The sequence below is a fragment of the Actinokineospora sp. NPDC051303 genome, assembly GCF_055586285.1.
In genome coordinates, this window is sequence record NZ_JBVJIN010000002.1 from 205,038 (window position 1) to 231,398 (window position 26,361).

Genomic DNA, 26,361 nt, shown 5'->3' on the forward strand with positions numbered 1-26,361 from the left:
ATCCCCGGTTTCCTGTGGATAACTCGCCGAAATTGTCCACAGCTGTGGACAACTAGTCCCATCACGGCGGGTCGAGCACCGGCCCCAGCAGCGACGCCTGCCCCAGTCCGGTGACCGTGCCGCCGGTGATGGCGGTGATCTGGCGCAGCGCACCAGTGTCGACGTCCGGGTCCAGGGTGATGAAGTGAATGGGCAGGGGACGACGTGTGCCTGCCAGGGGCCGGAGTTGGTCCAGTAACGACTGGAGCGAGAGGTCGCCCTGGTTCGCACCGTCAGTGATGACGACCATCTGGTTGGACCGGGTGACCGACCAATCTTTCGTCGCTGACAGATAGGCGGCGAGCACGCTGTCGTAGAGGCGGCTGTTCCCGCTCGGCTGGAGCGAGTCGATCTGTCTGGACACATCTTGGTGGTTTTCGCGGAGGCGACCGAGCGGGACAAGAATCGAGCGGGTGTCCGAGAAGGTCCACACACCGAGTTCCGTGGTGCTGGGGAGGGTTCGCAGATCCGCTGTGAGGCGGGTCCGCACCAAGTCCAACTTCGGGGCGGTGCCGACGTACTTGTCCGCCGATGGCATCTGTTCCGCCATGGACATGCTGGTGTCCAGGACCAGGGTGATGCGGTGCGGGAGCGCGGCGGCGGGGCCGATCAGGGGCGGGCTCGTGCCTTCGCCCAGGGTCCAGTAGGTGGTGGTCAGGATGGCGACCAGCAGGGCGGACACCAGGGTCGGGAGTAGCGGCCTGCGCTTGCGGCGCCGGGGTGGGACGCGTGGGGCGGGCACGCCGTTGGTGATCGCGGCGAGGCCCGCGTCGAGGGGCAGGCGGGTGTCGAGGTCGGCGACGAGGTCGGCGTGGGCGGCTGGGGCGGGCTCGGTGATCTCGCGCAGTCCCGCGGTCAGGTCGAGGTGGGCGGTCAGGTCGGCGACCAGCGCCTCGTGGGGGCGGCGGGTCATGAGTCGCCCCTGAGCAGCTTGTCCAGCGTCTGCCGCGCCTTGCGGAGGTTGGCCCGGACGTTGTCCCCGCTGATGTCCAGGATCCCGGCGATCTCCCGAGGGTGGTAGCCGTCGGCTGTCCAAGCCATCACCTGGCGTTGGCGCGGCGGTAGTTGGGCCAACGCCCGGCGGTAAGCCTGGCTGGTCTCGCTGAAGAGGACTTCGCCTAGCGGTGAGTTGTCGTCTATTGGCGCGCGGTCGGGGATCTCGTTCGTGGGGAACTCGGTGCTGGCCAGGTGCTTCGCCCAGTTGCGCGAGACCACGGTCCGCACATAGGTCTTCGGGTGGTCGATGGTGTCCCAGCGGCGGTAGACCTCGATCATCGCCTCTTGCGTCAGGTCTTTCGCTGTCGACAGTTGGACACCGAGGACCAGCAGGAACGCCACCACCCGGGGTGTGTGCTCGCGGTAGAACCGCTCGAAGCCGGGGCGATCGGGCACCGCGACCGACCCCTTCCGCCGGGCGGCGACCGCTCGGCTGGTCATCTTGGCCGCCGTTGGTCGACAACCACCACGGTTCCGCGCCGCTCGTAGCGCACCAGGCCGTCGGGGGCGGCCTGGGTCAGGGCGCGCAGGGCTGTCAACCGGACCCGCTCTTGGGCGAGCCGGTCGCGGGCCAGGCCCCGCCAGATGAACGCTCCCTGGGTCAGGAACGTGACGAGCATCCCGCACACCGCGATCATGTCGGCCACCGCGCACCTTCTTCGCTCCGAAGATCCTTCGATCACTTAGAGGGGCGCGGAGCACTAACCGTGAACCGGTGAGCGCGAACTGTCAGGACACGGGCGCCCGGGTGAGGATGACCGCGAAGCCGAAGGCCAGGCCCATCACGGCCAGTTCGAGGCCCGCCCAGCCCACCAGCGCGGTGTGCTTGTGGGCGACGATGGCAGGCATGAGCCGCCAGCGGATGTTCGCGCCGAGCCCGGCCAGCGCCACCAGGCACGCCGTCTTGAGCAGCAGCAGGATTCCGTAGCTGGTGGTGAACAGGCCCGCGACCAGGGTGAACTTCGGGCTCACGGCCAGTTCGACCAGGCCGTTGAACAAGCCCGTCGCGGTGACGACCGCCAGGCAGACGGTGGCGAGCTTGGAGAACCGGGGCAGCGCGTGCGCCAGTAGGGTGCGGTTGCTGGCGAGCAGCACGACCAGCGCGCCGAGGCCGCCGGTCCACGCCACGGCGCTCATGACGTGCAGTTCCATCGAGATCATCGTGAAGTCGTGCCACTGCCAGTTCGTCGCGTGCCCGGTGACCGGGAGCGGCAGCAGCGCGAACAGCGCGACCGCGGCCCGCAGTTCCGCGGGCACCGACTCGCCGACGCGCACCGCCCACAGCGACAGCCCGAAGCTGAGCAGCGCGAACACTGCGACGAACAGCAGCGCCTTGCCCGCGCCCACCGTGCCGACGTAGTCCACGACAGCGCTAAGCGACACGTCTTCGCCGGGGTGCAGGTCCGCGGTTTGCAGGACCAGGGCGACCAGCGCGGTCACGGTCCACACCAGCGCGCTCGCCATCGCGACCCGGCGGGCGCCCGCCAGCACCGGTTCGGCGAGCTTGGGGCGGTCGAAGCCGATCACCAGGGGCAGCAGGCACAGCCCGACGGTGACCACGGCGGCCATGTCGAGCAGCACGCGCACGATCGGGAGGCCGACCCGGACCACCACGCTCGGCTCCGGCAGCCCGGGGATCGGCTCGGTCGTGACGATGGCCAGGCCGACGAGCACGCCGACGACCGAGGACACGACCAGGACGGTCGCCAGGTGCGGCCGGGCCGCCGCGGTGGTCCGGGTCTCGCTCACGTCGCCGACCCCCCGACCCGCATGGCCAGCACGATGCCCGCGCCGAGCAGCGCGACCGCGCCCGCGATCCACACCCACACGGGCACGCCGTCGCTGTCGCCCTCGGCGTCCTCGGCGGCGCCCGCGGCGGTTTCGGCCGCCGGGCCGGGGGTGCCGGTGCCCGCCTTGGTCAGCGCGAACTGGATTTCCCCGCTGACCGGGTGCCCGTCCGCCGACATGACGCGGTAGCCGATCCGGTAGTCCCCGGCTGGGCCGAGGGGGCGGACCGGGACCGACACGGTGTTGCCGCGGACGGCGGCCTTGCCGTCCTGCCACTGGCCCTTGCCGTCCGGGCCGACCACGACGACCGAGTTGAGCTTCTCACCCGGCTGCACCGGCTGGTCGAAGGTCAGCTCGACGGTGGTCGGACCGGTGTCGACCGACGCCCGGTCGGCCGGGTTGCTGGAGACGAGCTGGTTGTGCGCGGAAGCGGTGCCCGCGAGCCCGACGAGGGCGAAGATCGCCACCGCGAGCGCCGCCACCGCGCGGCTGAGAGTCCGCACCGCTTACTCGCCCGCCTTCGCCGCGGCCACCTGCCGCTTGGCGCGCAGGGTCGCGCCCGCGCCGAGGCCGAGGCCGAGCGCGCCGACGGCGAGGCCAGCGCCGCCGAGCCAGCGGGCCGTGTTGTCCTCGCTGGTCGCCGTCACGGCTTCGGTGTGGCTGTCGCCGCTGGTGGCCGCCGTGGCGGTGTGCCCGTCGCCCTCGGGCTTGGTCAGCGCGACGACCGGCGCGGGCCGCTCGGGCTCCTCCGCGCCCGCGGCGGGCGGCGGAGCGTCCCAGGCCACGACCTTGCCGCTGTCGTAGGTCTGGATCGCGGGGATGACGAGCTGGTCGGTGTTCTCCGGGAGCCTGCCCGCGGAGACCTCGAACTCGCCGAACTCGCCGGGGCCGATCCGGGTGCCCGCGGCGGCGGTCCAGACGACCGAGGTGACCGACTCGGTGATCTCGGCGCCGTGCACGGTGACCGGCGTCTTGAGCTTGGCCTTGGTGATCTGCGCGGTCCAGCCCGGGGTGGGCTTGGTGCGCACGGCGGTGAGCGGGTACTCCTCCGGCAGCTTGATCTCCAGCTTGACCGTGCCCGCGGCGTCGTCCTCGTTGGGCACCCGGAATGTGATCTTGGTGTAGCCGCCCTGGGCCGCGGCCTCACCGATGACCTTGGCGGTGACGTGGGCGGACGCGACGCCGGTGCTGAACAGCGCCGCGGTGCCGGTGGCGGCGAGCAGGACGCCCGCGCGGGCGACAAAGCGGTAAGTCGACATGGGGATTTGTCTCCTGAGGTACGCGAAAGGGCGAGCCCACGCGCGGGGCTCGGTTGGGGGATGCGTGCGGTCAGGAGGTGCGCGGCGGGCCGCGGCGGCAGAGGACTTCGCGGAACACCACCGTGAGCAGGTGCCCGCCGCCCGCCTGGATCGGCGCGGGACGGGGCGCGGCCGGTGTCGGCGGCAGCGCCACCACCAGCGCCCGGACCAGCCCGGCCACGGCGGCGGCGATCATGGCCAGCGCTGTCGACGCGCTGGTCAGCAGTGCCGCGCTCAGGACAGTGGCCACCGCGTGCGTGGCAAGCATCAGCCCACCGTCCGCGCCGGGGGCCTCCGGGTGCGCTGACGTGATGTCGGTAAGTAGGACGTGCAGGCTGTACTGGCTCACGCCCAGCAGAGCCGCCATCGCCCACAGCCCGCCGCGCCGGTCGGCCACCGCGGTGCCCGCCCAGGCGACCAGCGCCGTGAGCACCAGGGTGAGCGCCGCGTCCGGCACGCCGCCGCCCGCCATGCCGTGCGCGGCGACCGCCAGCGCCGACGACGAGAGTCCCAGCAGGACGGACCGCACGGCACGGAAAGCGCGCTGCGGTGTCGCTCGGCGGGGGCTCACAGCTCACCAGGGTAAGCGGACGCGCGGTGTGCGCTGAACCACGTACCGGGTAAAGAACCTGATCAGACGCCGAGCGCGTGCAGCAGCCGGTCCTCGATCCGGTCGAGTTCGGACCCGACCGCCCGGTGCGCGGCCTTGCGGCGCGGGGTCGGCATCCGCTCCGCGGCCCGCACCGCCGCGGCGAGTTGCCGCAGCGTGGTCTCCGCGTCGTCGGCGAACGCCACGTCCTCGGCCGGGACGTGCTGCTTCGCGCGCAACTCGTTCAGCCCGGTCGCCACGCCCGAGATCCGCGCGTGCAGCGCCCCGCCCCGGCCGGAGTACCGGCCGAGGTCGTCGACCGACACGCCCAGCCTGCGGGCCTTGCGCCGGTCCCACCGCTCGCGCACCGCGGCCGCGCCGCGCACCACGAACGGGGTGACCACCGGGATCACCGCCGGGCCGATGACCTTGGCGATCGCGATCGCGTTCTTCGCCTTGCCCGGTGTGATCCGCGGCGAGCCGACCGCCTTCTTCCGCGCCATGTGTGCCTCCCGCGCTCGATGGGGAAGAACCTACTGGCGGTGATCGGCGCGGGCACATCGGCCAGTCCATCGGCTAGTCCATCGGCCAGCCACAGCCAGCTGGTTGGGCGGACTGTCCCTGGTCTGTCGGTCCACGCAACTAAGCTGCACTCTGTGACTGCCAAGGTGCTCCTCGACGCCGGCGTGGTGAGCCGATGCAGGCGTCGGGTGCACCTCGAACACGACCCGGCCATGCGCGACGCTCCGCGCGCCGCCCCCGACCCCACGGGGGAGCTGCGCAAAGCCGACGCGATGGCGCATCGGCGGATGGTCGCCGACCAGCTCGCCGAGCGGTTCTCCGGGGACTGGGTAGAGATCCCGCCCGGGTCGAGCGCCGAGCGGGAGGCGGCCACGGCCGAGGCGCTGGCCGCCGGGCGCGGGTTCATCTGGGGCGCGCAGCCGCCGCGCGACCTCGACGGCGGCAGGCGCGGCTCCATCGACCTGCTGGTCCGCACCCCGCACGGGTACGTGCCGGTGCTGGTGGTCCGGCACAAGGTCACCGACCCCGGCACGGGCGCGCGCACGTCCCCGCTGGCCGAGCTGGCCGTGGTCGGGGGCACGCAGGACGCCCGGCGCAAGGTCCGGCCGCAGCCGCGCGACCAGCTCCGGCTCGCCCACATCCGCAGGCTGTTGCAGGCCAGCGGGCACGCCGACGAGCGGCACGCGCTCGCGGGCGTGATCGGCCTGGAGGGCGACGTCGTCGTCTGGCACGACCTGGAGGCCCCGACCTGGCCGGGCGGGCGGACGGCGCTGGCCGAGTACGACGCCCGGTTCGCCGACCGGGTCGCGGTGGCCGACGCGGCGGCCACCGGTGGCGACCCGCTGGCCGAGCCGACGCGGATCGTGGAGTGCCGAAGCTGCCCGTGGTGGCCGGTGTGCGAGGCGACCCTGCTGGCGGCCCGCGACGTCAGCCTGGTCGTGCGCGGCGAGGACGCGGCGCTGCTGCGCGCGGCGGGCGTGCCGACGGTGGACGAGCTCGCGGGCGTCGACCCGCTGGACAAGGACATGCCGCCGCTGGTCGGGATGCCGCTGGTGGACGCGGTGGGGCTCGCCCGCGCCTGGCTCGCCGACCTGACGGTGGTGCGGCGCACCGAGCGGATCGACGTGCCGCGCGCCGACGTCGAGGTCGACGTCGACATGGAGAGCTTCGGCGACGCGGGCGCTTACCTGTGGGGGGTGCTGCTCTCCGGCGTGGATATCGGCGAGCCGAGGGGCTACCGCGCCTTCGTCAGCTGGGACCCACTGCCCACAGTGGACGAAGCGCGGTCGTTCGCCGAGTTCTGGCAGTGGTTAACGGCGGTCCGGAAAGCGGCGGCGGATCGCGGGCTCACCTTCCGCGCTTACTGCTACAACGAGTTGGCGGAGAACCGTTGGCTCTTGGCGTCGGTGAAGCGCTTCGCGGGTCGCCCCGGCATCCCGGCCAAACGCGAAGTCCTCGACTTCATCGAGTCCGACCAGTGGTTCGACCTGTTCGGCAGCGTCCGCGAGCACTTCCTGTGCTCGCACGGCAAAGGTCTCAAGACGATCGCCCCGGTCGCGGGCTTCAAGTGGCGGGACGACGAGGCCAGCGGCGAGAACTCGATGCGCTGGTACCGCGACGCGGTCGGCCTCGACGGCGGCGAGCCCGACCACGCCCAGCGCAGGCGGTTACTGGAGTACAACGAGGACGATGTGCGCGCCACGGCCGCGCTGCGGATCTGGATGACCTCCCCGGCGGTCACCGAGATCCCCTATGTGGGCGACATCTGACCGCGGGCGACCTCCAATACGGTTGGCGGACAGCCGACTCGACGAGGAGCGCGAATGCCACAACAGGTCCAGGGCGTCATCGCCCGCGCTAAGGGGCAGCCGGTAAGCGTGGAGACGGTCGTGGTGCCCGACCCGGGGCCGGGTGAGGCGGTGGTGCGCGTCCAGTCCTGCGGGGTGTGCCACACCGACCTGCACTACCGGGAGGGCGGTGTGAACGACGAGTTCCCGTTCCTGCTCGGGCATGAGGCCGCCGGGACCGTGGAGTCGGTCGGCGACGGCGTCACCGACCTCGCGCCGGGGGATTTCGTGATCCTCAACTGGCGCGCGGTCTGCGGCCGGTGCCGCGCGTGCCGCAAGGGCAAGCCCTGGTACTGCTTCGCCACGCACAACGCGGCCCAGCCGATGACGCTGGCCGACGGGACGCCGCTGTCGCCCGCGCTGGGCATCGGCGCGTTCATCGAGAAAACCCTCGTCCACAGTGGACAGTGCACGACGGTCGACCCCGACGTCTCGCCCGCCGCGGTCGGGCTGCTCGGCTGCGGGGTCATGGCCGGACTCGGCGCGGCGCTCAACACCGGCGCGGTAAGCCGAGGCGACAGCGTCGCGGTGATCGGCTGCGGCGGCGTCGGCGACGCGGCCATCGCGGGCGCCCGGCTCGCGGGCGCGACCACGATCATCGCCGTCGACGTCGATCCTCGAAAACTGGAGTGGGCCAACGGATTCGGCGCCACCCACACCGTCGACGCCACCGCGGCCGACCCGGTGGCCGCGATCCGGGAGCTCACCGGCGGCTTCGGCGCCGACGTGGTCATCGAGGCCGTGGGCCGCCCGGAGACCTGGAAACAGGCGTTCTACGCGCGTGACCTCGCGGGCACCGTCGTCCTCGTCGGCGTGCCCACCCCCGACCTGCGAATCGAGTTGCCGATGATCGATCTGTTCTCCCGGGGCGGCGCCCTCAAGTCGAGCTGGTACGGCGACTGCCTGCCCTCCCGCGACTTCCCCCACCTGGTCGACCTCTACCGGCAGGGCCGCCTCGACCTCGACGCGTTCGTCTCCGAGACCATCGGCCTCGGCGACGTCGAGCAGGCGTTCGACCGGATGCGCGGCGGCGACGTGCTGCGCTCGGTGGTGGTCTTCTGATGGACGCCCGCATCGACGCACGTATCGACCATGTGGTCACCTCCGGCACGTTCAGCCTCGACGGCGGCACCTGGGACGTCGACAACAACGTCTGGCTCGTCGGCGACGACCGCGAAGTCGTGATCATCGACGCCGCCCACGACCCCGACGAGATCCTCGCCGCCGTGGACGACCGCAGAGTCGTCGCGATCATCTGCACCCACGCCCACGACGACCACATCAACGCGGCGGAAGACCTCGCCAGGGTCACCGACGCCCTGGTCATGCTGCACCCCGCCGACGAGGAACTGTGGCGGCACGTCTACCCCGACGACGACTTCGAGCCCCTGCACGACGGCCAGGAGATCGAGGTGGCCGGCGTCCTGCTGCAAATCCTGCACACCCCCGGCCACTCACCCGGCGGCGTCTGCGTCTACGCGCCGCAGCTGAACGCGGTGTTCAGCGGCGACACCCTGTTCGAGGGCGGCCCCGGCGCCACCGGCCGCTCGTTCAGCGACTTCCCCACGATCATCGACTCGATCACCGAGCGCCTGCTCACACTGCCCCCGGAAACCATCGTCCACACCGGCCACGGCGACTCCACCACCATCGGCGCGGAAGGCCCGCATCTGGCCGAGTGGATAGAGCGGGGGCACTGACCGCGGCCACGGGTAACCAGACCACGCACGCCAGGTGGTGCTGGTCGGCGAGGACCAGCCGAGCAAGCCTGCCGCTCTCACCGGAAACGCCTCGGCCGAAGACGTCTAGCAGTACAACCGGGCCCCGCACGGCGCGGGAAGCTTCATGCGGGGCGTCCGGTCACTGCTGGACGAGGTGCGGGACTACCTCGGGGCCATGCGCAGCGAGCCGTCGAGGCGGATCACTTCGCCGTTGAGGTAGTCCTGGTCGATGATCGACAGCGCCAGGTTGGCGAACTCCTCCGGCTTGCCCAGCCGCTTCGGGAAGGGCACGCCCTCGGCGAGGGCCGCGCGGAACTCCTCGCTGACGGTGGCGAGCATCGGGGTGTCGATGATGCCGGGGGCGATGGTCAGCACCCGGATGCCGACCGAAGCCAGGTCGCGGGCGGCGGGCAAGGTGAGGCCGACGATGCCGCCCTTGGAGGCGGCGTAGGCGGCCTGCCCGATCTGGCCGTCGAACGCGGCGACGGACGCGGTGTTGATGATCACGCCGCGGGCGCCGTGCTCAAGGGGCTCGGTCTTGGCGATCGCGGCCGCGGCCAGGGTGACCACGTTGAAGCTGCCGATCAGGTTCACCTCGACGACCTTGCGGAACAGGCCGAGGTCGTGCGGGCCCTTCTTCGACAGGATGCGCGCCGACGGTCCGATGCCCGCGCAGTTGACCACGAACCGCAGCGGCGCGCTGGCGCCCGCCGCCTCGTCCACCGCGGCCTGGACCTGCTCGGGGTCGGTCACGTCGGTCGCGACGTAGGTGATGCCCTCGACCTTGGGGGCGTTGTCGATGGACGCGGGCAGATCGAGCGCGTACACCGACGCGCCCTTGGCCGCGAGCGCCAGCGCGGTGGCGCCACCCAGGCCGGACGCGCCTCCGGTGACGATGGCCGCGGTCCCGTCGATCTGCATTGTCGCTTTCCCTTCGCCCGCGCCCGTGCCCTCGCACGGTCCTCGCGGACCGAGGTTAACGCCCGTTCAGCTTCGGCCCCACTCCGATGTGGCCCAACCCATCTACCGGCGCATCGGAGGGCAGATCTCGTCTATGGCGGCCAGGTCTTCCGCCGTGGGCCGCCACCTCGCCGCCCGCGCGTTCGCCAGGACCTGCTCCGGGGCGGTGGCCCCGGCGATCACCGAGCCCACCGCGGGCTGCGCGGCCAGCCAGCCGATCGCGAGGGTGGCCATCGTGATGCCCCGCTCGTCGGCGAACGCGCGCAGCTTCTCGATCCGGTCCCACGGCGCGTCGGCGAGCAACCGCTTTCGGCCCGCTAATCGGCTGCCTTGCGGCGGCTCAACGTCGCGGGCGTACTTGCCGGTCAGCAGGCCGTTGGCCAGCGGGAAGTACGGCAGCACGCTCATCCCGAACTTCGCGCACGCGGGCAGCACCTCGCGCTCGGTCTCGCGTTCGAGCAGCGAGTAGTGGTTCTGCGAGGACACCAGCGGGCGCAGCCGCTCGGTCCGCGCGGTCCAGCCGACGTCGGCGATCTGCCAGGCGGCCAGGTTGCACACTCCCGCGTAGCGCACCAGGCCGTCGCGCACGAGGTCGTCCAGCGCGGACAGGGTCTCCGCGAGCGGGGTGCCCGGGTCGGGGCGGTGCAGCTGGTAGAGGTCGATCCAGTCGGTGCCGAGCCTGCGCAGCGACGCTTCGGCGGCGCGCCGGATGTAGCGGCGGGAGCCACGCGCGCCGAAGTCGGGGCCGTTGGCACCCTGCATGTCGACGCCGAACTTGGTCGCGATGACCGCGTGGTCGCGCCTGCCGGACAGCGCCTGGCCCAGCAGTTCCTCGCTGCGGCCGCGGGGCGCGCCATAGACGTCGGCCACGTCGAACAGGGTCACCCCGGCCTCAAGGGCGGTGTGGACCAGCGCCCGCGACCCGGCCAGCGACTCGGCGGCCGTCCCGGGTCTGCCCAGGTTGTTGCAGCCCAGGCCGACGGCACTGACCACCAGTCCGGACTCGCCCAGGTGACGAAGCTCCACCCGACAAACCCTATGGGGCACCGTGCGTGGGAACCAGCACTATCCGTTAACCCGATCCAGGCCCTCAATAGGGGACTCGGTAGGGCAGGCTATGCCGCATGAGCACGACACCCGAAGGCGATCCGGGGGCGGCGCCCCCGGGCTGGACCGCCGCCGACATTCCCGACCAGGTCGGCCGCACCTTCATCGTCACCGGCGGCAACAGCGGCCTGGGCTTCGAGACCAGCCGCGAACTGGCCCGGCGCGGCGCCCAGGTGATCCTCACCGCCCGCGACCCGGACAAGGGCGCGGCCGCGGTCGCCGCGATCCTGGACGAGCAGCCAGACGCCCAGGTGGAGACCCGCCTGGTCGACCTCGCCGACCTTGAGTCCGTCGCGGCGTTCGCGGGCACCATCGACCAGGTGGACGTCCTGATCAACAACGCGGGCGTGATGATGCCCCCGCGCGCGGTCAGCGCCCAGGGCTACGAGTTGCAGTTCGCCGTCAACCACCTCGGCCACTTCGCGCTTACCGCGATGCTGTTGGACGTGTTGAAACAGGGCCGGGACCCGCGCGTGGTCACCGTCAGCTCTTACCTGCACAAACGCGGCCGCATCCACTTCGATGACCTCCACGGCGAGCACAACTACTCCCGGTCCGGCTACTACACCCAGTCGAAGCTCGCGAACGTCGTGTTCGGCCTCGAACTGCACCGGCGGCTGCGGGCCAACGGCTTCGCGGTGGCCAGCGTCCTGGCCCACCCCGGGTACGCGGCGACCAACCTGCAATCGGCGGGCCCGACCGGCGTCGCCAAGCTGGCCCTGAAAGTCTCCAACCGGATCTTGGCGCAAGAGGCGGCCATGGGCGCGCTGCCGCAGCTTTACGCCGCCACCAACCCCGACGTGGAAAGCGGCCAGTTCATCGGCCCGGACGGGCGCAAAGAGCAGAAGGGCTACCCGAAGATCGTGTGGCCCCTCGAAGCCGCCCGTGACCGTGAACTGGCCAAACGCCTCTGGGACATCAGCGAGGAACTGTCCGGCCTCAGCTTCGGCCTGGCCGTCCGCTGAACTGCCGTCGACCGCGGCTCCCCGCGCCGCGGGGAGCCGCCCGCCACCGCTCACCGCGCCGCGCGCGCCATCCCGTCGACCAGCGCCACGGACCGCGCCGGGTCGAGCGCCGCCTCGGTCAGCGTCTCGAACGTGGCCACGCAGGTGCGGATCTCCGCGTCCTTCTCCAACAGCACCGACCCCGCGATGTGCTCGACGTAGCCGATGTCGGAGTGGTCGGACCCGGCGAAGCTGAGCACGGCGAACGAGCCGAACAGCCCGGCCACCTCGGTCTGGTCGGCCGGGAGCACTTGGAACGTCACGCTGTCGGACTCGGCGAGCTTGACGATGTGGCTGAGCTGCTGGGCCATGAACGGGCCTTCCGCGCGCAGCACCCGCTCGTCGACGATCGCGTGCAGCAGCAGCGGCGGGTCCTCGGTGAGCCGCTGCACGCGGCGCTCCTGAACGCTCAGGGTGTTCTCCCGGTCCGCGGCGGGCAGATCGGCGGAGAAGTGGCGGCAGTAGGCGGAAGTCTGCAAGAGGCCGTGCAGCATCCCGACCTGGAAAGACCGGATCGAGGACGCCTGAGCCTCCAGCGGGACATAGCCGCGGTCGCTGAGCCCGTAGGCGCGCCACCAGCCCTTCTGCTTCGCCTGCTCCCACATCGCCAGGTAGGTGTCGCGCTGGTCGTCGGGGACGCGGTAGAGGTCGAGCATCGCCCGCAGCTCGTGGAAATTGGGCATCTGGAACGTCTCAAGGCGGCTGACCTTGCGGTTGCTGAACCGCAGCCTCCTTCCAGCTTCCTCTTGCGTCATCCGGTTCCGCTGCCGGAGGTCGCGCAGAGCGCGCGCCAGAACTCGGACGCGGAGATTGGGTTCGCCTGTCATGCACACTCCTGGTGTCGGGGTTCTCCGATCAGTGTCCGGCGGGAAAACGCAGACCAGGATTCCTGAACTCGGTGTGCGGGCCCGGCGATGCGCGGCGCCGGCGGTCAACTCCGTCCAGGCGGATCAAAGCTGGGGTGAGAACTCACCGCGGAGGACAAAATCCCTGCTCAGAGCGTCGCATCTCTAGCCCGCCTACCTACTTGTCCGTAGCATCACCGCGTATGGATGCAACGGAGCAGCTCGCGGGCAAGCGGGTCCGCACCACCGACGTGCTGCGGGCACTGCCGAGCATGGCCCTCGACGGCCCGAGGATGGCCTTCGGCGCCGTCGCGCTGCTGACGATGCGCCCAGCCGACCGGGAATCGATCGGCCACATCTTCCAGCGCGCCGCCGCCAAGCACCCCAAGCGCCCGTTCATCCGGTTTGAGGACCGCGAGATCACCTACGGCGAGGCGAACACGATCGTCAACCGGTACGCCGCCGTGCTCGCCGACCACGGCGTCCACCCCGGGCACACCGTGGGCATCCTGGCGGGCAACCGGCCGGAGACGCTGCTCGCCGCGCTCGCCGCGGTGAAACTCGGTGCCGCCGCCGGGATGATCAACACCAACCAGCGCGGCGACGTCCTCGACCACAGCCTGCGGCTGCTCGACGGCACTGTCCTGGTCGTCGGCAAGGAGTACCGCGACGCGCTGGCGGGCGTCGAGACTCGCAGCATCGAGATCCCCAGCGTCCTCGACCTCGACACCCTCGGCGACACCGCCCGGTCCTCGGCGAACCCGGACACGACCGAGCAGATCATGGCGGGCAGCACCGCGTTCTACATCTTCACCTCGGGCACCACCGGCCTGCCCAAGGCCAGCGCCATGTCGCACTTCCGGTGGCTCAAGAGCATGACCGGCATCGGCGGGCTCGGCGTGCGCCTGCGGTCCAGCGACACCCTCTATTGCTGTCTGCCGCTCTACCACAACAACGCGCTCACGGTGTCGCTGTCGTCAGTGCTGTCCGCGGGCGCCACCCTGGCCCTGGGCAGGTCGTTCTCCGCGTCCCGGTTCTGGGACGACGTCGTGCGCACCAAGTCCACCGCGTTCTGCTACATCGGCGAACTCTGCCGCTACCTGCTCAACCAGCCGGTCCGCGAGGCCGAACGCAAGCACAAGGTCCGCGTCGTCGTCGGCAACGGCCTGCGCCCGGAGATCTGGGACGAGTTCGCCAAGCGGTTCGGCATCCGCCGCATCGCCGAGTTCTACGGCGCGAGCGAGTGCAACCTCGCGTTCATCAATGCACTGAACATCGACCGCACCGCCGGGATGTGCCCGCTGCCGTTCGCGATCGTGGAGTACGACGCCGACACCGGCAAACCGCGGCGCGAGGGCGGCAGGCTCCGCAAGGTGAAGTCCGGCGAAGTGGGCCTGCTGCTCACCAAGGTCACCAGCCGCGCCCCCTTCGACGGCTACACCGACCCGGAGGCCACCGAACGCAAACTGGTCCGCAACGGCTTCAAGGACGGCGACTGCTGGTTCGACACCGGCGACCTGGTCCGCAACCAGGGCTTCAAGCACGTCGCCTTCGTGGACCGCCTCGGCGACACCTTCCGCTGGAAGGGCGAGAACGTCGCCACCACCGAGGTCGAAGGCGCCATCGGCGAACACCCCGACGTCGAACAGGCCGTCGTCTACGGCGTCGCCATCCCCGGCACCGACGGCAAGGCAGGCATGGCCGCGGTGAAACTCCACGACGGCGCCCACTTCGACGGCCCAGCCATGGCCGAACACCTCGCGGCCAGACTCCCCAGCTACGCCGTCCCGCTGTTCGTCCGCGTCATCAACGAGGTGGAGCAGACCTCCACCTTCAAATCCCGCAAAGTCGACCTCCGCGACGAGGGCTACTCGGAGAAGGTCACCGACCCCCTCTACGTCCTCAACGACGGGAAATACCTCGACTTCTACCCGTCGTACGCCCAGGAAGTGGCGGCGGGCAAGATCCGCGTGTGAACGCATACGCAGCCCTCTTGCGCGGAGTGAACGTCGGCGGCCGCACCAAAATCGCCATGGCCGACCTCCGGTCCCTGCTGACCACCCTCGGCTACACCGACGTCCGCACTGTGTTGCAGAGCGGCAACGCGGTCTTCACCGCCCCGGAAACCGACCCGGCCACCCTGGAATCCACCATCGAGAAAGCCCTGGCGGCCGAACTCGGCCTGACCACCCGCTGCCTCATCCGCACCGGCCCCGAACTCCAGACAGTCCTCACCGCCCACCCACTAACCGAAGTGGCGGACAACGGCTCCAAGATGCTCGCGGTCTTTTTGTCCGAAACCCCAGACGCGGCATTGGTCGCCGAACACAATCCCGTCGCCTTGGACCCGGAAAACATCCGCCTCGGCGACCGCGTCGTCTACCAGTGGTGCCCGGCCGGAGTCGCCGAAGCCCCCGCCCTGGTCCCCTTCCTCGAACGGAAATGGCGCCTCACCGCCACCGCCCGAAACTGGAACACCGTCACCAAACTTGCCGCCATGCTCTGAGGTCTGTTTCGGGGTCGAGCCGTAGAACATTGCGTAAGAATCACGAACCTCCCGATCCGAATACCGCGCTCTTCTAGTCCAATTCCACGGTCGCTATCGCCGCACGTTCTATCCAGCGGGCAAGCAGGCTAAATCCGGCAAGGCATTCCAGTGCTTCGTGTTCACTCAACGGGTTTTCCGTGGGACTGACATGGTTGAGCGGGTTACGAACTGCTGCGTAGAGTCCTACGCCTACGTTCATCGCGCCAACATGTCGGTCCCTGAAGAGATCCGGGTTCTCGGGGCCGCACAGACGAAGACGGTTCTTGCCAGGTTTAGGTTTTTCCAGTGAGAAAGACTCCTGTATCAGTTTTGTCTCCCCGAGGTCCTTGCGACCGACCTTTGCTTGGAGGCGTGAGTTGACGTTGATGACGGCAGCCCATAGTGCTGCGCCGTGATTCCCGCTCAACCAGTGGGGCCGAGCCGCTTCCCATACCCACGGATGCAGTTCTGAAGCGTCAATGACCGGTGTGTCATCAAGCTGTAGTTTTTCCCGTATTTCAGCGCCACGCTCGATCTCGAAGATGCATCTTCGGGCGGTTGTCTCATCTACATATCGGGGATATTCGCCGAACAATGCTTCATGTATACGTTTGACGGCGAACGCCTGTGTGTCCCGCTCATGTTTTTTCCCACGCGCGCGCGTCTTTGCGTTCGGCGTGATCTCTTCTGGAGGCAGGGGGATGCGTTCATGCAACCGGAGGTATCTCTTCAACTCGCTGAGCGCCCACTTTGGATCCTTGACAACCATATTTGCACCTTCAGATTCTGGGACAGTCTTGTGTGTTAGTTCTAGGTCCAATCTAGATCAAGGCGTTCGTCCGTTTTTGGCAGGTCTGGCCATCCTCGGTGACTTCACCTGGAGTGTTGATTCAGATTTCTCCACAGGAATCAGTGCCATTTGCAGATGGCGGTCGCACTGGCGGATCTGCCTGGTCACCCCGGGGGCATCGACGAGACCTCAACATGACGACAAGCCTCGCACTACTTTCGCGGCGAAGTCATGAACTTCTCCCACAGCAGCACCGCTTGTTCGAGGTCGAGCGCCGCCACTTTTTCGGCAGGGAGACCGGCGGATTTGACGAGTCGTTGAGCAAGCCAGTCCGGGACCGGCTCCGGGCGAGGCTCTTCCTCCGCCGCAGCGACATCTCCAGCCAATCGAACCAACTTGGAGATGACGTTTGCCAGCCGTAGCAACGCAGGACCTTGATCCGGGATGGCGGCGACCCGGGCGGCGGCTTCGGCGTACACCTCGGCGTCCGACCTGACACCAACGCACCAAACCTCGCAGACTTCAACGGAGCCCGAGTCGTCAATGCGGTAAACGACACGCCAGTGATTCCGGCCGACCACGAGCTTGCGGTAGCCGGTCAACTGGCCACCGAGGGGGAACCCTGCTTCGGGGTTGTCGAAAAGGATTTTGATCTTTTTCAGTACCTTGGGCGCGACGTCAGGACCGAGTCGGCGCAAGTCGTCAATGGCCGCGTCGGTGAAGAGAATGTCCGGCATTCTCGTCAGTCGTCGTCCTCGATGGCGGCGAGCGATTCTCGAGTGTGTCCGAAGGCCGTCAGTACGTCATCGAAAGAGGTTCGCCGTCCGTTGTCCGCGGCCGATCGCGCGAGCACGAGGGCCAAGTCTCGGAGGTCTTCGGCTGCTGCCTCCAGCTCGCCCAGGCGGCTCACGCTCACGAGAGCGGCCACCGGACGGTGATGGCGGGTGACAACCAAGTCTTCGCCCTGTTCCGCGTCAGCCACGAGACCGGCGACACCTCGCCTACTGGCTTCGGTGACGCTGATCTCGCGCGCCTGCCTCATCGTGGTCACACCACAAGTGTACAGAAAACTACACAGATTCCCAGGGGCTTCTAGCCCTCGCGGACTCCGAGGCCGATGGGGCAGCTCACGCCGGTGCCGCCGATGCCGCAGTAGCCGTTGGGGTTCTTGGCGTCGCTGAGGTACTGCTGGTGGTAGTCCTCGGCGTAGTAGAACGGGCCGGTGGGGGCTACTTCGGTGGTGATGTGGCCGTGGCCCGCGCGGGTGAGGGCTTCCTGGTACGCGGTGCGGCTTTCCTCGATGGCCGCCTTCTGCGCCTCGTCGGCGTAGTAGGCGCCGGAGCGGTACTGGGTGCCGACGTCGTTGCCTTGGCGCATGCCCTGGGTGGGGTCGTGGCCTTCCCAGAAGACCTTCAACAGCGCTTCGTACGTCACCACTGACGGGTCGAAGACGACCAGGACCGCTTCCGTGTGGCCGGTGAGGCCGGAGCAGACCTCTTCGTACGTGGGGTTCGGGGTGTGGCCAGCGACGTAGCCGACCGCGGTCGAGTAGACGCCGGGGGTGCGCCAGAAGGTGCGTTCGGCGCCCCAGAAGCAGCCCATGGCGAAGACGGCGGTCTGGTGGCCGTCGGGGAACGGCGGCACGATGCGCCGGTCGGGGTGGACCGCGTGGTGGGTGGGGGTCCGCAGCGGGGTGGACCTGCCCGGGAGGGCCTGGTCCGCGGTGACCAACTGGGTTTTGTCTCGCCCGAACAGCGCCATGACCCCACTGTACGTGGGTTGCGGGGTAACGAATCGGCTATCTCATCTCGGCCGCTTCTGGCCGCCGAGTACGGTTCTGGCTGGCTCGGTGGGGGAGAGAACGAGGTAGAGCAGCGATGATGACGGTCCACACCGCGGGCGTGTTGCCGCCGGACCGGCCGGTGGGCCACCTGTTCGAGTTGGCGGGGTGGACGACCGGGGTCGCCCGGTTGGACGAGGTGGCCGTCGTGATCGGCGGTATCGACGCGAACCTGCATGTGGCGGAGTGCCCGGGGGCGCCCGCTGGCGCGTTGCAGTGGCGGGCGCGGCCGAGTTCGCCGGTGCCGACGGGGACGAACCTGGTGGTGGTGCACGGGCCGGACCGCACGGTGGCGTTGACGCAGTGCGCGGTCGAGGTGGGCAGGCTGCCCGGTGAGGACCCGTTGTGGCTGGGTGAGCTGGAGTCCCCCAACGCGGACAAGGTCGCTCTCGGCAACGTGGTCTATGTGTGCGGTTGGGCGTTGTTGAACGGCCGCGCGCCGAGTCTGGTCGAGGTGCTGGTCGAGGGCGGTGGCACGGTCCGCGCCCGGACGCGGTTGCCGCGCGCGGACGTGCCGGTGGAGTTCCCCGGGTTCGGGGACGCCGCGATCAGCGGGTGGGAAGCGCGGGTGCCGGTGGACCTGGCCGCGGGTGAGGAGCGGACCCTGTCGGTGCGGGTGCGGTACCGCACCGAGGGGCAGGGCGAGTACCTGTCGCCGAGTCGGGCGTTCACGCTGCGCAACCCGGCGGCCGACCCGGAGGACGCCGAGCTGGCCGACGAGTTGGCCGCGGAGACCACCCGCGCGATGACCCGGGTGCACGCCGTCACCGACCCGCGGCACGTGCTCGTCTACACCCACAGCCTCAGCCTCGGCGGCGGACAGCTGTGGTTGCAGCAGCTTCTGGAGGGCATGGTCAACGACCATGGCTGGAAAGCCAGCCTGGTCAGCGAGACCGACGGCCCGCTGCGCGCCGACTGCGCCGAGCTGGGCATCCCGGTGCACGTGACCACGCACTACCGGCATGCGACCGTGCCGGACTACGAGGGGCACGTCGCCGAGCTGGCCCGGTTCGCGAAGTGCTCCGGCGCGGGGGTGGCGCTGGTGAACACCCTCGGCGGGTTCGTCCCGGCCGATGCGGCCAAGCGCGCGGGCCTGCCCACGGCGTGGGTGATCCACGAGAGCTTCGCGCTGCCGGACTTCGCCTACCAGAACTGGGGGCCGCTGCGCCCGCCCCCCGCGGTGTGGGCGCGGTGGGAGTCGACGCTGGCCGAGGTCGACATGCTGCTGTTCGTCGCGGACGCGACCCGCGAGATGTTCCTGCCCTACAGCAAGCCGGAGCGCTGCCGCACGGTCCGCTACGGCACGCCGATGGTCAAGCACGGCGGCCGGACGCGCCCCGAGGTGCGCAGGCAGTCCCGGAACTCGCTCGGGTTCACCGACGACGACGTGGTGCTGGTCAACATCGGGGTCGCCGAGTCCCGCAAGGGGCAGGGGCCGCTGATCAGCGCGATGGAGCGGGTCCGGGAGCGGCACCCGCGGGCGCGGCTGAGCATCGTCGGCCTGCACCCCTCGCCGTACGGGCTGGCGCTGGAGGACACCGTCAAGCGCGCGGGCCTGGAGAAGACCGTGCACCTGGTGCCTGTGCAGCGCGACCCGACGCCGTGGCTGTACTCGGCGGACATCTTCGTCAACAGCTCCGACATCGAGTCCCTGCCGCGGTCGATCCTCGAAGCGGTGTGCTGCGGTGTGCCGGTCGCGGCGACCGACGTGTTCGGCGCGCGCGAGATGATCGTCGACGGTGAGACCGGCTGGTTGTACGAGACCAACGACGTGGACGCGCTTACCGCGACCCTCTTGCGCGCGTTGGACACCAAGCCCGCGCGGCGCAAGGAGATGGCGCGGGCCGCGCACCGGAAGCTGGCCGACTGGCTGGACCCGGCTGGCTACGCGCGGGAGTACTCCGAGATCCTGACCGAGCTCGCCGAGCGCGGGCGCACGACCACAGGGGGCGGCCATGTCCGATGACCGGGCGCAGGCGGCGGACGACCGGGACCGGATCGCCGAGCTGACCGAGCTGGTGGCGGCGCTGACCGAGGAGAACCGGGTCGCCGTCGCGCGTGCGCAGGCGCTTACCGCCGACGTGGAGACCGGGCGGCGGGAACGCGACCTGCTGCGCGCCGAGCTGGCCTTGTGCCGCGAGGAGCGCGACCGGCTGCGGCTGAGGCTTCTCGACGCGGAGCTGGCGCTGGCCGCGGGCGAGGTGGACGACGGGCAGAAGACGGACGCCACGGACGCGCAGCGGGCGCTGCTCGCCGAGCACCGGGCGAGCGAGTTGGCGCGGGAGCTGTCGGCGACGCGGGAGACGGTGAGCTGGAAGGTGACCAAGCCGCTGCGCGCGGTGCGCCGCAAGATCGGGCAGTCGTGACCGGTCCCGACCTGTGCATGGTCTCCGCCGAGGGCGGGTCCGCGTTCATGGCCGAGCTGCTCGACGTCGTCGCCGACACCGTGCGGCGGGTGGGCGGCCGGGCGCGGACGGCCGTCGGCAAGTTCCCCGACCCCGAGCCGGACACCGTCTACGTGGTGGTGCCGCACGAGTACTTCGTGGTCACCCCCGACGCGCACTACCCCAGCGCCGAGCTGTGCCGCCGGACCATCGGGTTCTGCGTTGAGCACCCGGGCACGGCGACCTTCGAGCGCAGCGCGGGCCTGGTGGGGAGCCTGGCCGCCGCGGTCGACATCAACGAGACCTCGGCGGCCGAGCTGCGCGCGCGGGGCGTCGACGTTGAGCTGTTCCAGCTCGGCTACAGCCCGCTCTGGGACGCCTGGGGCGGCGACCCGGACAGCCCGCGCGATATCGACGTCACGTACCTGGGCACCGCTGAGCGCCGCCGGTCGATGCTGCTCGGCTCTTACGCGGGAGACCTGGAGGGTCTCAACGCGCGGCTGCTGACGCCGCCGCACGAGATGATGGACTCCGCGCGGGTCGATTTCCTGCCGGGCCGGGCCAAGCACGAGCACCTGGCGCGGTCGCGGTTCCTGCTGAACCTGCACCGCGAGCAGAAGCAGACCCTGGAGTGGGTGCGCACGCTGGAGGCGATGTGCAACGGCGCCGTCGTGGTCAGCGAGCTGTCCACCGAGGTTGAGCCGCTGGTCCCCGGCGAGCACCTGGTGCTGGCCCGGCCGGAGTCGCTGGGCGCGGTCGTCGCGGCGCTGGCCGAGGAGCCGGAGCGGGAGCGTCGGCTGCGGCAGGCCGCCTACGAGTTCGTCAAGCGGCTCGACACCGCGCGCTCGGCCCGCACGCTGATCGAGTTGGCGGCCACGGTCCTCGACGGCCGGGCGACGCCCCCGCCGGTGGCGGTCGAGTCGGCTCGCGCGCTGGCGGGGGCGCTGCGCTCGCCGGAGAACGCGCTGGCGATCGACACGCCGTCGTGGGATGTGCGGTTCGCGGGCGACCGGACGGTGGCCGACCCGGCCGCGCCCGCCGCGTCGGGGGCGGCGGGCCGGACGGCGCAGAAGGCGGCGACGGCTCGCCTGCGCGCCGAGAGGCACTGGGTTCCCGCAGCGACCGACCGGGTCTTCGCCGACGTCGAGCGGGTGGACGTCGACGTCTTGATCGTGCGGAGACCGGGAGAGGTGGACCCGGACGATCTGGTTAACGACATCTTGGTTGGCACTGTCTTGCCTAAGAGGGTGCTGGTTTGCGAAGACGGCGTCGTGCCGCTGAGCAAGCCCCGCCCGGTGGACCTGCTGACGCATGCGGCGCCGATGGGTCGCGGGGTAAGCCGCAACGCGCTGCTGGCGCGGTCGTCGGCGCGGTGGCTGCTGGTGCTCGACGGCGGCACGCGCGCTTCCCGGTTCCTGTTGGAGCGCCTCTGGCCCGCCACCGATTCGGCCGATGTCGTGCACTGTCCGGTGGGGGACCCGGTGGAGGGCCTGGTCAGCGCGCTGCCGCCGGAGGACCGCCGACTGCGCGCGATCCCGTATCTGGGTAGCGGATACCTGGTTCGGCGCGCGGTGGTCGACCGTCTGGGCGGCTGGTCGGAAGACCCGCACCTCGACGGCCTGGAGGACCACGTGTTCTGGCGGGCGGTCGCCCTCGACGGGATCGCGAGCGCGCTGGTGCAGCAGGTGCTGCTGCGCCGCACCCGGCCGGACCCGCCCGCCCGGCCGCTCGACCTGGATCCGCGCCGGGTCTGGGCAGCGGTTACCGCCCAGTCGGAGGGTCGGAAACCCGGGCAGTGACGACTTCGCGTAACCGATTCACCGACTAGGTCACGAGTTGACCCTCGCGGGTCAGCCGCGAGCACGAACCGTGCACAATATGCAAGCTCCGGTGCGTCGTGTCAGGACAAGACGCGGTCGGCCGGGATAAAAGGGGAAGGGGCCACAGCGTGTCCTGGCAGGAGGAACTGCGCGCACTCGACGAGGAGCTGGCGACCGGACGGCTCTCGGCTGACGAGTACCGCGTCCGTCGCGACCACGTCCTCTCATCGGCCGCGGGCACACCGTCACCGACTCCGGCTCCGCCGCCGGTGACCAGCCAGAGCGAGCAGACGCAGACGATCCAACCGGTCAGCCCGCCGCCGGGGCAGCCCGTTCCGCCGGTCCCGGGGGAGAACCCGGACAAGACCCAGGTGGTCAACGTCGGCGAGGTCGAGCGGACCCAGGTCGTCGGCGGCTGGCAGACCGACCGCCCGCACCAGAGCGGGGAGGCCGAGCGCACCCAGGTCGTGCCGGGTGTCCCGCCGCAGCAGCACCAGCAGTACCCGGGCGGTTACCCACAGCAACAGCAGCAGCAGAACCCGTGGGGCCAGCCGCCCCCGCCGCGGCAGCAGCCGGACGAGATGAGCCCGCCGTGGCAGGGCACGGAGTTCCCGCCGCTCGCGGTGTCCGGCAGCCCGGACTGGGTCCGGCAGGGCCCGGAGGTCTTCGACGACAGCGCGCCGTCCGGCGGCAAGCGCGGGCTGATCATCGGCCTGGTCGTGCTGGTGCTGGCCGGTCTCGGCGTCGGCGCGTACTTCGTGTTCTCCGGCAAGGGCGACGAGCAGCCGCCGGTGGCGCAGTCGACCTCGCAGGCGCCGCCGAAGCCGACCACCACGACCAAGCCGCGGCCGACCGACCCGAACGTGGCCCTGTTCGAGGACATGCCGAACCCGCCCGCGAGCCAGCAGAAGGACGGCAAGGTCGCTGACGTCGCCGAGCTGGTCTCGCTGAAGCTGATCAGCCAGGCCGAGGCGGACCTGCTGACCACGGCCGGGGTGACCAAGGCGCCGTGGAAGTCCGCGGTGCGCAAGGCGCCCGAGGAGGGGCCGACCGCCGACGCGCTGCAGGCGATCGTCATCCCGACCAAGAGCCCGGCCGACGCGCAGAAGCTGCTCACCGACCTGCGCACCGCCCAGGAGGCCGCGGGCCTGATCTTCATCCCGGAGCCGCTGCCGAACATGCCGCCGAGCGTGGTGTTCGAGAAGCTGGTCGTCGCCGAGCAGGCCGTCTACCGGGGCCTGTACGTGTCCGGCTCCAACGTGGTGCGGATCAACGCGGTGCAGACGCCGTTCCAGAACGAGGCGGCGCTGAGCGGCAGCTACCGCAACCACACCGAGGCGATGCTGCGGGCCTTCCCGGCCGAGTGAGTCCCAGGTCTTGGCCGTCGCCGCCGGTTACCTTCGGGGATGGGCGGCGACGGTCTCGATCATCCGGTTCACGTAACCGGGGTTGGTCACCGGGCTGACCCCGCCTGCGAGGTGCCGTTCGACCACCTCGATGACCACGGTGTCGGCGGGAATGAGCCGGTCGGCCACCCCCTGGGTGTTCTTGGTGAGCTGCTCGACGTGGGTGATCGTGATGTCGGCGAAGACCGCGGCGAGGTAGCCGGTGGCGAAGCGGGTGTAGGAGTCCGCGAGCATCGCGGTCTTCGCGGGGATCATCCCCGGGCCCGCCGTGTGCTGGAACGTCAGCGTCGTGTGGAAGTCGCCGCTGATCCAGTTCGTGCGGTCGTCCTCGCCGCCGTCCGGCGCGAGGCCGAGCATCCTGGCCCGGTTCTGCCCGGTGACGCCGATCAGGTTGGGCAGGTCGGCCGGGCCCTGCCAGTCGCGGCCGGGCAGCACTTTCCATGTCCCCGCCGCGCCCGGGTTCAGCACGTTGGTCAGGGCGCGGGTCATCAGCAGGCCGCCCTCGAAGGTCCAGTGCGTGTCCTGCTGGAAGTACAGCGGGTGGTTGACCCGGTCGGACTCCTGGCGCAGCGCGCCGCGTAGGTCGATCACGCCGCGCTCGGCGATCATCGCGCGCCAGAACTTGTCGCTCGCCTTCGCGGCGCAGTCTTTGCCGGTGTACTGCTTGGGCAGGTAGTACGGCTCGATCGTGGTCTTGTCCGGTGCGATGACCAGCACGAACCGGCGGCCGGACTGCTCGACCGCGTCCCGCAGCCGGGCGATGTTGGCCACGACGTCGGCCAGCGGCTGCGCGGGCTGGCACTTGCCCTGCACGTCGTAGCCCAGGTACAGCCAGTCGTCGCGGCCTTCGATCACGGACTGGTAACCGTTGGCGACGACCTCGGAGTCGCGTTCCTGCCGCTGCGGCGCGGGCGGCTGGCTCGTCGGCGGCGGCGCCACCGGCCCGACCGGCTGCGTGTCCCGGCCGAGTTTCGGCCGCTCGCCGAAGACCTCGCGGCTGACCCAGTCGGACACGGCGATCGCTTCCGCCTTGAACGACAGGTGGTCGTTCGCCCAGGAAGACAGGTTCGGTAAGAACTGCCAGCCGTCGAGTGGACTGGGGAACTCGGCGAGGCGGCGGTTCTCCGTGGTCTGCGGCGAGCCGAAGACCGGCAGCGACACGAGCGGCGCGAAGAAGAACACGACCATACTGGCCAGCGCGAGCCGCTGGGCACCGTGTCGTGGCCGGTAAAGCGAGTGCTCCCTGGGCAGCCACGACTCGTGGACCGGTGGCAGTGTTCTGCTCTCTGTCCTGCCCTCGGCGTGCTCGGTGCTCGACACGTCGACCCCCCTTGCGTCGCTGATCACGGTAGCCCACACGGGTGAGCGGTCGACACGTGTCGACCGCTCAGTGCGTCGCACCACGTCCCCTAGTTATTCGCTTTCCAGTTGTTCGGTAAGCCTCGAACATGAGGTGGTGCGTAACAACCAAGCGATCACCCTTGCCACGGTTCTACTCGCCGTCCTGATGTTCCCGATCACCCTTACCGGAGCATCGATAGCACTGCCGGACATCCGTGAGGCGCTGCACGGCGACCTCGCCGCCGTGCAGTGGGTCGTCAACGCCTACAACACGACCTTCGCGGGCTTCATGCTCGCCGCGGGCGGCCTCGCCGACATCCTCGGCAGGCGGCGCGTGTTCGCCTTCGGCACCGCGCTGTTCGCCTCGGGCGGCCTGCTCAGCGCCATCGCGCCGAACCTGCTGGTGCTCGACGTCCTGCGCGGCATCTCCGGCATCGGCGCGTCCGCCGCCGCGACCAGCGCCATGGCGATCCTGTCCAGCGCGTTCACCGGAGCCGCGCGCGCCAGGGCGTTCAGCCTGTTCGGCGTCGCGATCGGCTTCGGGCTGGCGTTCGGGCCGTCGGTGTCGAGCCTGCTGATGACCGCGCTGGGCTGGCAGGCGGTGTTCTGGCTGCCCGCGGCGGTGGGCGTGGTGTCGCTGCTGCTCTCGCCGCTGCTGCCGGAGTCGCGCGATCCGGCCGCGCGCCGCGTCGACTGGGCGGGCACGGTCACCTTCACCGCGGGCCTGCTGCTGATCATCACCGGGTTCATCGAGGGGCCCGCGCTGGGCTGGACAAGCCCGCTTGTCGTGGCCGCGTTCGCCGCGGGGGTGCTGCTGCTGGCCGGGTTCGTGGTGGTCGAGCGGCGGGTCGCGCAGCCGATGTTCGACTTCGACCTGCTGCGCGCGCCCCGGTTCGTTGCCGCGGCGCTCGCGGCGGCGGCGTTCGTGACGGTGATGGTCCCGCTGCTGGTGTACCTGCCGTCGTACCTGACGGCGGTGATGGGGCAGAGCCCGCGGGCGGCGGGCGCGACGCTGATCCTGATGACCGCGCCGATCCTGGTGCTGCCGCTGGTGGCCGGGGCGCTCACCCGGCGCGTCCCGGAGAACGCGGTGCTGCTGACCGCGCTGGCGTTGCTCGGTCTCGGCCTGGTCTGGCTCACCACGATCAGTGCCGAGAGCACCGCCCTGGGACTGGCGGGACCGCTGCTGACCATGGGCGCGGGCGTCGGGCTTTCCACCGGGCTGGTGGACGGGATGGCGCTGAGCAGCGCGGGCCCGGGCCGGTCCGGCGCGGCGTCGGGCATGTTCGGCACGTCCCGACTGGCCTTCGAGACCATCGGCATCGCGGTGATCGGCTCCATCCTCGCCTCGGGGACCGAGGGGCGGCTGGCGGGCGCGGGCTACACCGACGCGCTGCGCCTGTCGCTGTGGCTGATGGCCGCGCTGATCGTCGCCGTGATCATCGTGTTCGTCACCCTGACCAGGCGTTCCGCGCGGACGCTCGCGACGGTGGCGACCTGAGCGCGGCCGCGCCCTCGGAGTTATCCACAGGGGTTG

At 70.4% G+C, this 26,361-nt stretch carries 27 protein-coding genes; 11 read left to right on the forward strand and 16 right to left on the reverse strand.

What is annotated here, in order from left to right; genetic code table 11:
* Nucleotides 1–61: 61 nt before the first annotated feature.
* The 8 genes from ACZ6SD_RS02695 to ACZ6SD_RS02730 all read right to left on the reverse strand — a co-directional run bounded on the left by ACZ6SD_RS02695 (nucleotide 62) and on the right by ACZ6SD_RS02730 (nucleotide 5,213).
* A complete protein-coding gene (locus ACZ6SD_RS02695) occupies nucleotides 62–952 on the reverse strand; it encodes a VWA domain-containing protein (protein WP_465315133.1) in 891 nt (296 codons plus the stop codon).
* The gene (locus tag ACZ6SD_RS02700) at nucleotides 949–1,476 is read right to left on the reverse strand and encodes an RNA polymerase sigma factor (RefSeq protein ID WP_465315134.1); all 528 of its coding nucleotides are present in this window, start codon (nucleotides 1,474–1,476) and stop codon (nucleotides 949–951) included. The genes ACZ6SD_RS02695 and ACZ6SD_RS02700 overlap by 4 nt, the downstream gene beginning before the upstream one ends.
* Nucleotides 1,473–1,682, reverse strand: coding sequence for a hypothetical protein (locus ACZ6SD_RS02705; RefSeq protein WP_465315135.1), 210 nt, complete (start codon nucleotides 1,680–1,682; stop codon nucleotides 1,473–1,475). Before ACZ6SD_RS02705 ends, ACZ6SD_RS02700 begins: the two co-directional genes overlap by 4 nt.
* 82 nt (nucleotides 1,683–1,764) lie before the next feature.
* Entirely contained in the window at nucleotides 1,765–2,784 is a 1,020-nt protein-coding gene (locus tag ACZ6SD_RS02710) for a copper resistance D family protein (protein ID WP_465315136.1), read from the reverse strand.
* Nucleotides 2,781–3,326: a copper resistance CopC family protein gene (locus ACZ6SD_RS02715; RefSeq protein ID WP_465315137.1), complete on the reverse strand. Its 546-nt coding sequence runs from the start codon at nucleotides 3,324–3,326 to the stop codon at nucleotides 2,781–2,783. The genes ACZ6SD_RS02710 and ACZ6SD_RS02715 overlap by 4 nt, the downstream gene beginning before the upstream one ends.
* 3 nt (nucleotides 3,327–3,329) lie before the next feature.
* Nucleotides 3,330–4,082, reverse strand: coding sequence for a YcnI family copper-binding membrane protein (locus tag ACZ6SD_RS02720; protein ID WP_465315138.1), 753 nt, complete (start codon nucleotides 4,080–4,082; stop codon nucleotides 3,330–3,332).
* 70 nt (nucleotides 4,083–4,152) lie between these two features.
* Nucleotides 4,153–4,692, reverse strand: a complete 540-nt coding sequence (locus tag ACZ6SD_RS02725) for a hypothetical protein (protein ID WP_465315139.1) — start codon at nucleotides 4,690–4,692, stop codon at nucleotides 4,153–4,155.
* Nucleotides 4,693–4,754: 62 nt separating this feature from the next.
* Nucleotides 4,755–5,213 (reverse strand): DUF6474 family protein, encoded by a 459-nt coding sequence (locus ACZ6SD_RS02730; RefSeq protein WP_465315140.1) that lies wholly within the window; start codon nucleotides 5,211–5,213, stop codon nucleotides 4,755–4,757.
* Nucleotides 5,214–5,366: 153 nt separating this feature from the next.
* Between ACZ6SD_RS02730 and ACZ6SD_RS02735 the strand changes: the two genes are divergently transcribed.
* Genes ACZ6SD_RS02735 through ACZ6SD_RS02745 form a run of 3 tightly spaced genes read left to right on the forward strand, consistent with a single transcriptional unit; the run spans nucleotide 5,367 to nucleotide 8,779 of the window.
* Nucleotides 5,367–7,001, forward strand: coding sequence for a TM0106 family RecB-like putative nuclease (locus ACZ6SD_RS02735; RefSeq protein ID WP_465315141.1), 1,635 nt, complete (start codon nucleotides 5,367–5,369; stop codon nucleotides 6,999–7,001).
* Nucleotides 7,002–7,055: 54 nt separating this feature from the next.
* Entirely contained in the window at nucleotides 7,056–8,141 is a 1,086-nt protein-coding gene (locus tag ACZ6SD_RS02740; protein ID WP_465315142.1) for an S-(hydroxymethyl)mycothiol dehydrogenase, read from the forward strand.
* On the forward strand, nucleotides 8,141–8,779 hold the full coding sequence (locus ACZ6SD_RS02745; RefSeq protein ID WP_465315143.1) for an MBL fold metallo-hydrolase: 639 nt from the start codon (nucleotides 8,141–8,143) through the stop codon (nucleotides 8,777–8,779). Before ACZ6SD_RS02740 ends, ACZ6SD_RS02745 begins: the two co-directional genes overlap by 1 nt.
* 183 nt (nucleotides 8,780–8,962) lie before the next feature.
* Here the strand turns inward: ACZ6SD_RS02745 and ACZ6SD_RS02750 are convergent, their stop codons facing one another.
* Together ACZ6SD_RS02750 and ACZ6SD_RS02755 are read right to left on the reverse strand one after the other, a co-directional pair.
* The gene (locus ACZ6SD_RS02750) at nucleotides 8,963–9,721 is read right to left on the reverse strand and encodes an SDR family NAD(P)-dependent oxidoreductase (RefSeq protein ID WP_465315144.1); all 759 of its coding nucleotides are present in this window, start codon (nucleotides 9,719–9,721) and stop codon (nucleotides 8,963–8,965) included.
* A 102-nt stretch (nucleotides 9,722–9,823) separates the two neighbouring features.
* Nucleotides 9,824–10,786: an aldo/keto reductase gene (locus tag ACZ6SD_RS02755; RefSeq protein WP_465315145.1), complete on the reverse strand. Its 963-nt coding sequence runs from the start codon at nucleotides 10,784–10,786 to the stop codon at nucleotides 9,824–9,826.
* A gap of 98 nt (nucleotides 10,787–10,884) precedes the next feature.
* Between ACZ6SD_RS02755 and ACZ6SD_RS02760 the strand changes: the two genes are divergently transcribed.
* The gene (locus ACZ6SD_RS02760) at nucleotides 10,885–11,832 is read left to right on the forward strand and encodes an oxidoreductase (protein ID WP_465315146.1); all 948 of its coding nucleotides are present in this window, start codon (nucleotides 10,885–10,887) and stop codon (nucleotides 11,830–11,832) included.
* Between the two features lie 50 nt (nucleotides 11,833–11,882).
* Here the strand turns inward: ACZ6SD_RS02760 and ACZ6SD_RS02765 are convergent, their stop codons facing one another.
* Complete coding sequence (locus ACZ6SD_RS02765; protein WP_465315147.1) at nucleotides 11,883–12,698, reverse strand: helix-turn-helix domain-containing protein; 816 nt, start codon at nucleotides 12,696–12,698, stop codon at nucleotides 11,883–11,885.
* Between the two features lie 221 nt (nucleotides 12,699–12,919).
* On the opposite strand from ACZ6SD_RS02765, the gene ACZ6SD_RS02770 reads away from it, so the two are divergent.
* Both ACZ6SD_RS02770 and ACZ6SD_RS02775 read left to right on the forward strand, forming a co-directional pair.
* The gene (locus tag ACZ6SD_RS02770) at nucleotides 12,920–14,692 is read left to right on the forward strand and encodes a long-chain-acyl-CoA synthetase (protein WP_465315148.1); all 1,773 of its coding nucleotides are present in this window, start codon (nucleotides 12,920–12,922) and stop codon (nucleotides 14,690–14,692) included.
* Complete coding sequence (locus ACZ6SD_RS02775) at nucleotides 14,689–15,222, forward strand: DUF1697 domain-containing protein (protein WP_465315149.1); 534 nt, start codon at nucleotides 14,689–14,691, stop codon at nucleotides 15,220–15,222. Before ACZ6SD_RS02770 ends, ACZ6SD_RS02775 begins: the two co-directional genes overlap by 4 nt.
* Nucleotides 15,223–15,295: 73 nt before the next feature.
* On the opposite strand, the gene ACZ6SD_RS02780 is transcribed toward ACZ6SD_RS02775, so the two are convergent.
* The 4 genes from ACZ6SD_RS02780 to msrA form a co-directional block, all read right to left on the reverse strand.
* Entirely contained in the window at nucleotides 15,296–16,012 is a 717-nt protein-coding gene (locus ACZ6SD_RS02780) for a TIGR02391 family protein (RefSeq protein ID WP_465315150.1), read from the reverse strand.
* 233 nt (nucleotides 16,013–16,245) lie between these two features.
* A complete protein-coding gene (locus ACZ6SD_RS02785; protein WP_465315151.1) occupies nucleotides 16,246–16,770 on the reverse strand; it encodes a type II toxin-antitoxin system RelE family toxin in 525 nt (174 codons plus the stop codon).
* Between the two features lie 5 nt (nucleotides 16,771–16,775).
* Nucleotides 16,776–17,075 carry a type II toxin-antitoxin system Phd/YefM family antitoxin gene (locus ACZ6SD_RS02790; protein ID WP_465315247.1) on the reverse strand — a complete coding sequence of 100 codons (300 nt, stop codon included), beginning with the start codon at nucleotides 17,073–17,075 and terminating at the stop codon, nucleotides 16,776–16,778.
* A gap of 50 nt (nucleotides 17,076–17,125) precedes the next feature.
* Nucleotides 17,126–17,794, reverse strand: coding sequence for a peptide-methionine (S)-S-oxide reductase MsrA (gene msrA / locus ACZ6SD_RS02795; protein WP_465315152.1), 669 nt, complete (start codon nucleotides 17,792–17,794; stop codon nucleotides 17,126–17,128).
* Between the two features lie 119 nt (nucleotides 17,795–17,913).
* On the opposite strand from msrA, the gene ACZ6SD_RS02800 reads away from it, so the two are divergent.
* The 4 genes from ACZ6SD_RS02800 (at nucleotide 17,914) to ACZ6SD_RS02815 (ending at nucleotide 23,444) form a co-directional block, all read left to right on the forward strand.
* Nucleotides 17,914–19,839, forward strand: a complete 1,926-nt coding sequence (locus ACZ6SD_RS02800; RefSeq protein ID WP_465315153.1) for a glycosyltransferase family 4 protein — start codon at nucleotides 17,914–17,916, stop codon at nucleotides 19,837–19,839.
* Nucleotides 19,829–20,239 carry a hypothetical protein gene (locus ACZ6SD_RS02805; protein ID WP_465315154.1) on the forward strand — a complete coding sequence of 137 codons (411 nt, stop codon included), beginning with the start codon at nucleotides 19,829–19,831 and terminating at the stop codon, nucleotides 20,237–20,239. The genes ACZ6SD_RS02800 and ACZ6SD_RS02805 overlap by 11 nt, the downstream gene beginning before the upstream one ends.
* Nucleotides 20,236–22,056 carry a glycosyltransferase family protein gene (locus tag ACZ6SD_RS02810; protein ID WP_465315155.1) on the forward strand — a complete coding sequence of 607 codons (1,821 nt, stop codon included), beginning with the start codon at nucleotides 20,236–20,238 and terminating at the stop codon, nucleotides 22,054–22,056. The genes ACZ6SD_RS02805 and ACZ6SD_RS02810 overlap by 4 nt, the downstream gene beginning before the upstream one ends.
* A 149-nt stretch (nucleotides 22,057–22,205) precedes the next feature.
* Complete coding sequence (locus ACZ6SD_RS02815; RefSeq protein ID WP_465315156.1) at nucleotides 22,206–23,444, forward strand: flagellar basal body-associated FliL family protein; 1,239 nt, start codon at nucleotides 22,206–22,208, stop codon at nucleotides 23,442–23,444.
* Nucleotides 23,445–23,471: 27 nt separating this feature from the next.
* Here the strand turns inward: ACZ6SD_RS02815 and ACZ6SD_RS02820 are convergent, their stop codons facing one another.
* Nucleotides 23,472–24,803: an alginate O-acetyltransferase AlgX-related protein gene (locus ACZ6SD_RS02820; RefSeq protein ID WP_465315157.1), complete on the reverse strand. Its 1,332-nt coding sequence runs from the start codon at nucleotides 24,801–24,803 to the stop codon at nucleotides 23,472–23,474.
* A gap of 136 nt (nucleotides 24,804–24,939) precedes the next feature.
* Here ACZ6SD_RS02820 and ACZ6SD_RS02825 point away from each other — a divergent pair, with 136 nt between their 5' ends.
* Nucleotides 24,940–26,325: an MFS transporter gene (locus tag ACZ6SD_RS02825; RefSeq protein ID WP_465315158.1), complete on the forward strand. Its 1,386-nt coding sequence runs from the start codon at nucleotides 24,940–24,942 to the stop codon at nucleotides 26,323–26,325.
* Nucleotides 26,326–26,361 lie beyond the last annotated feature (36 nt).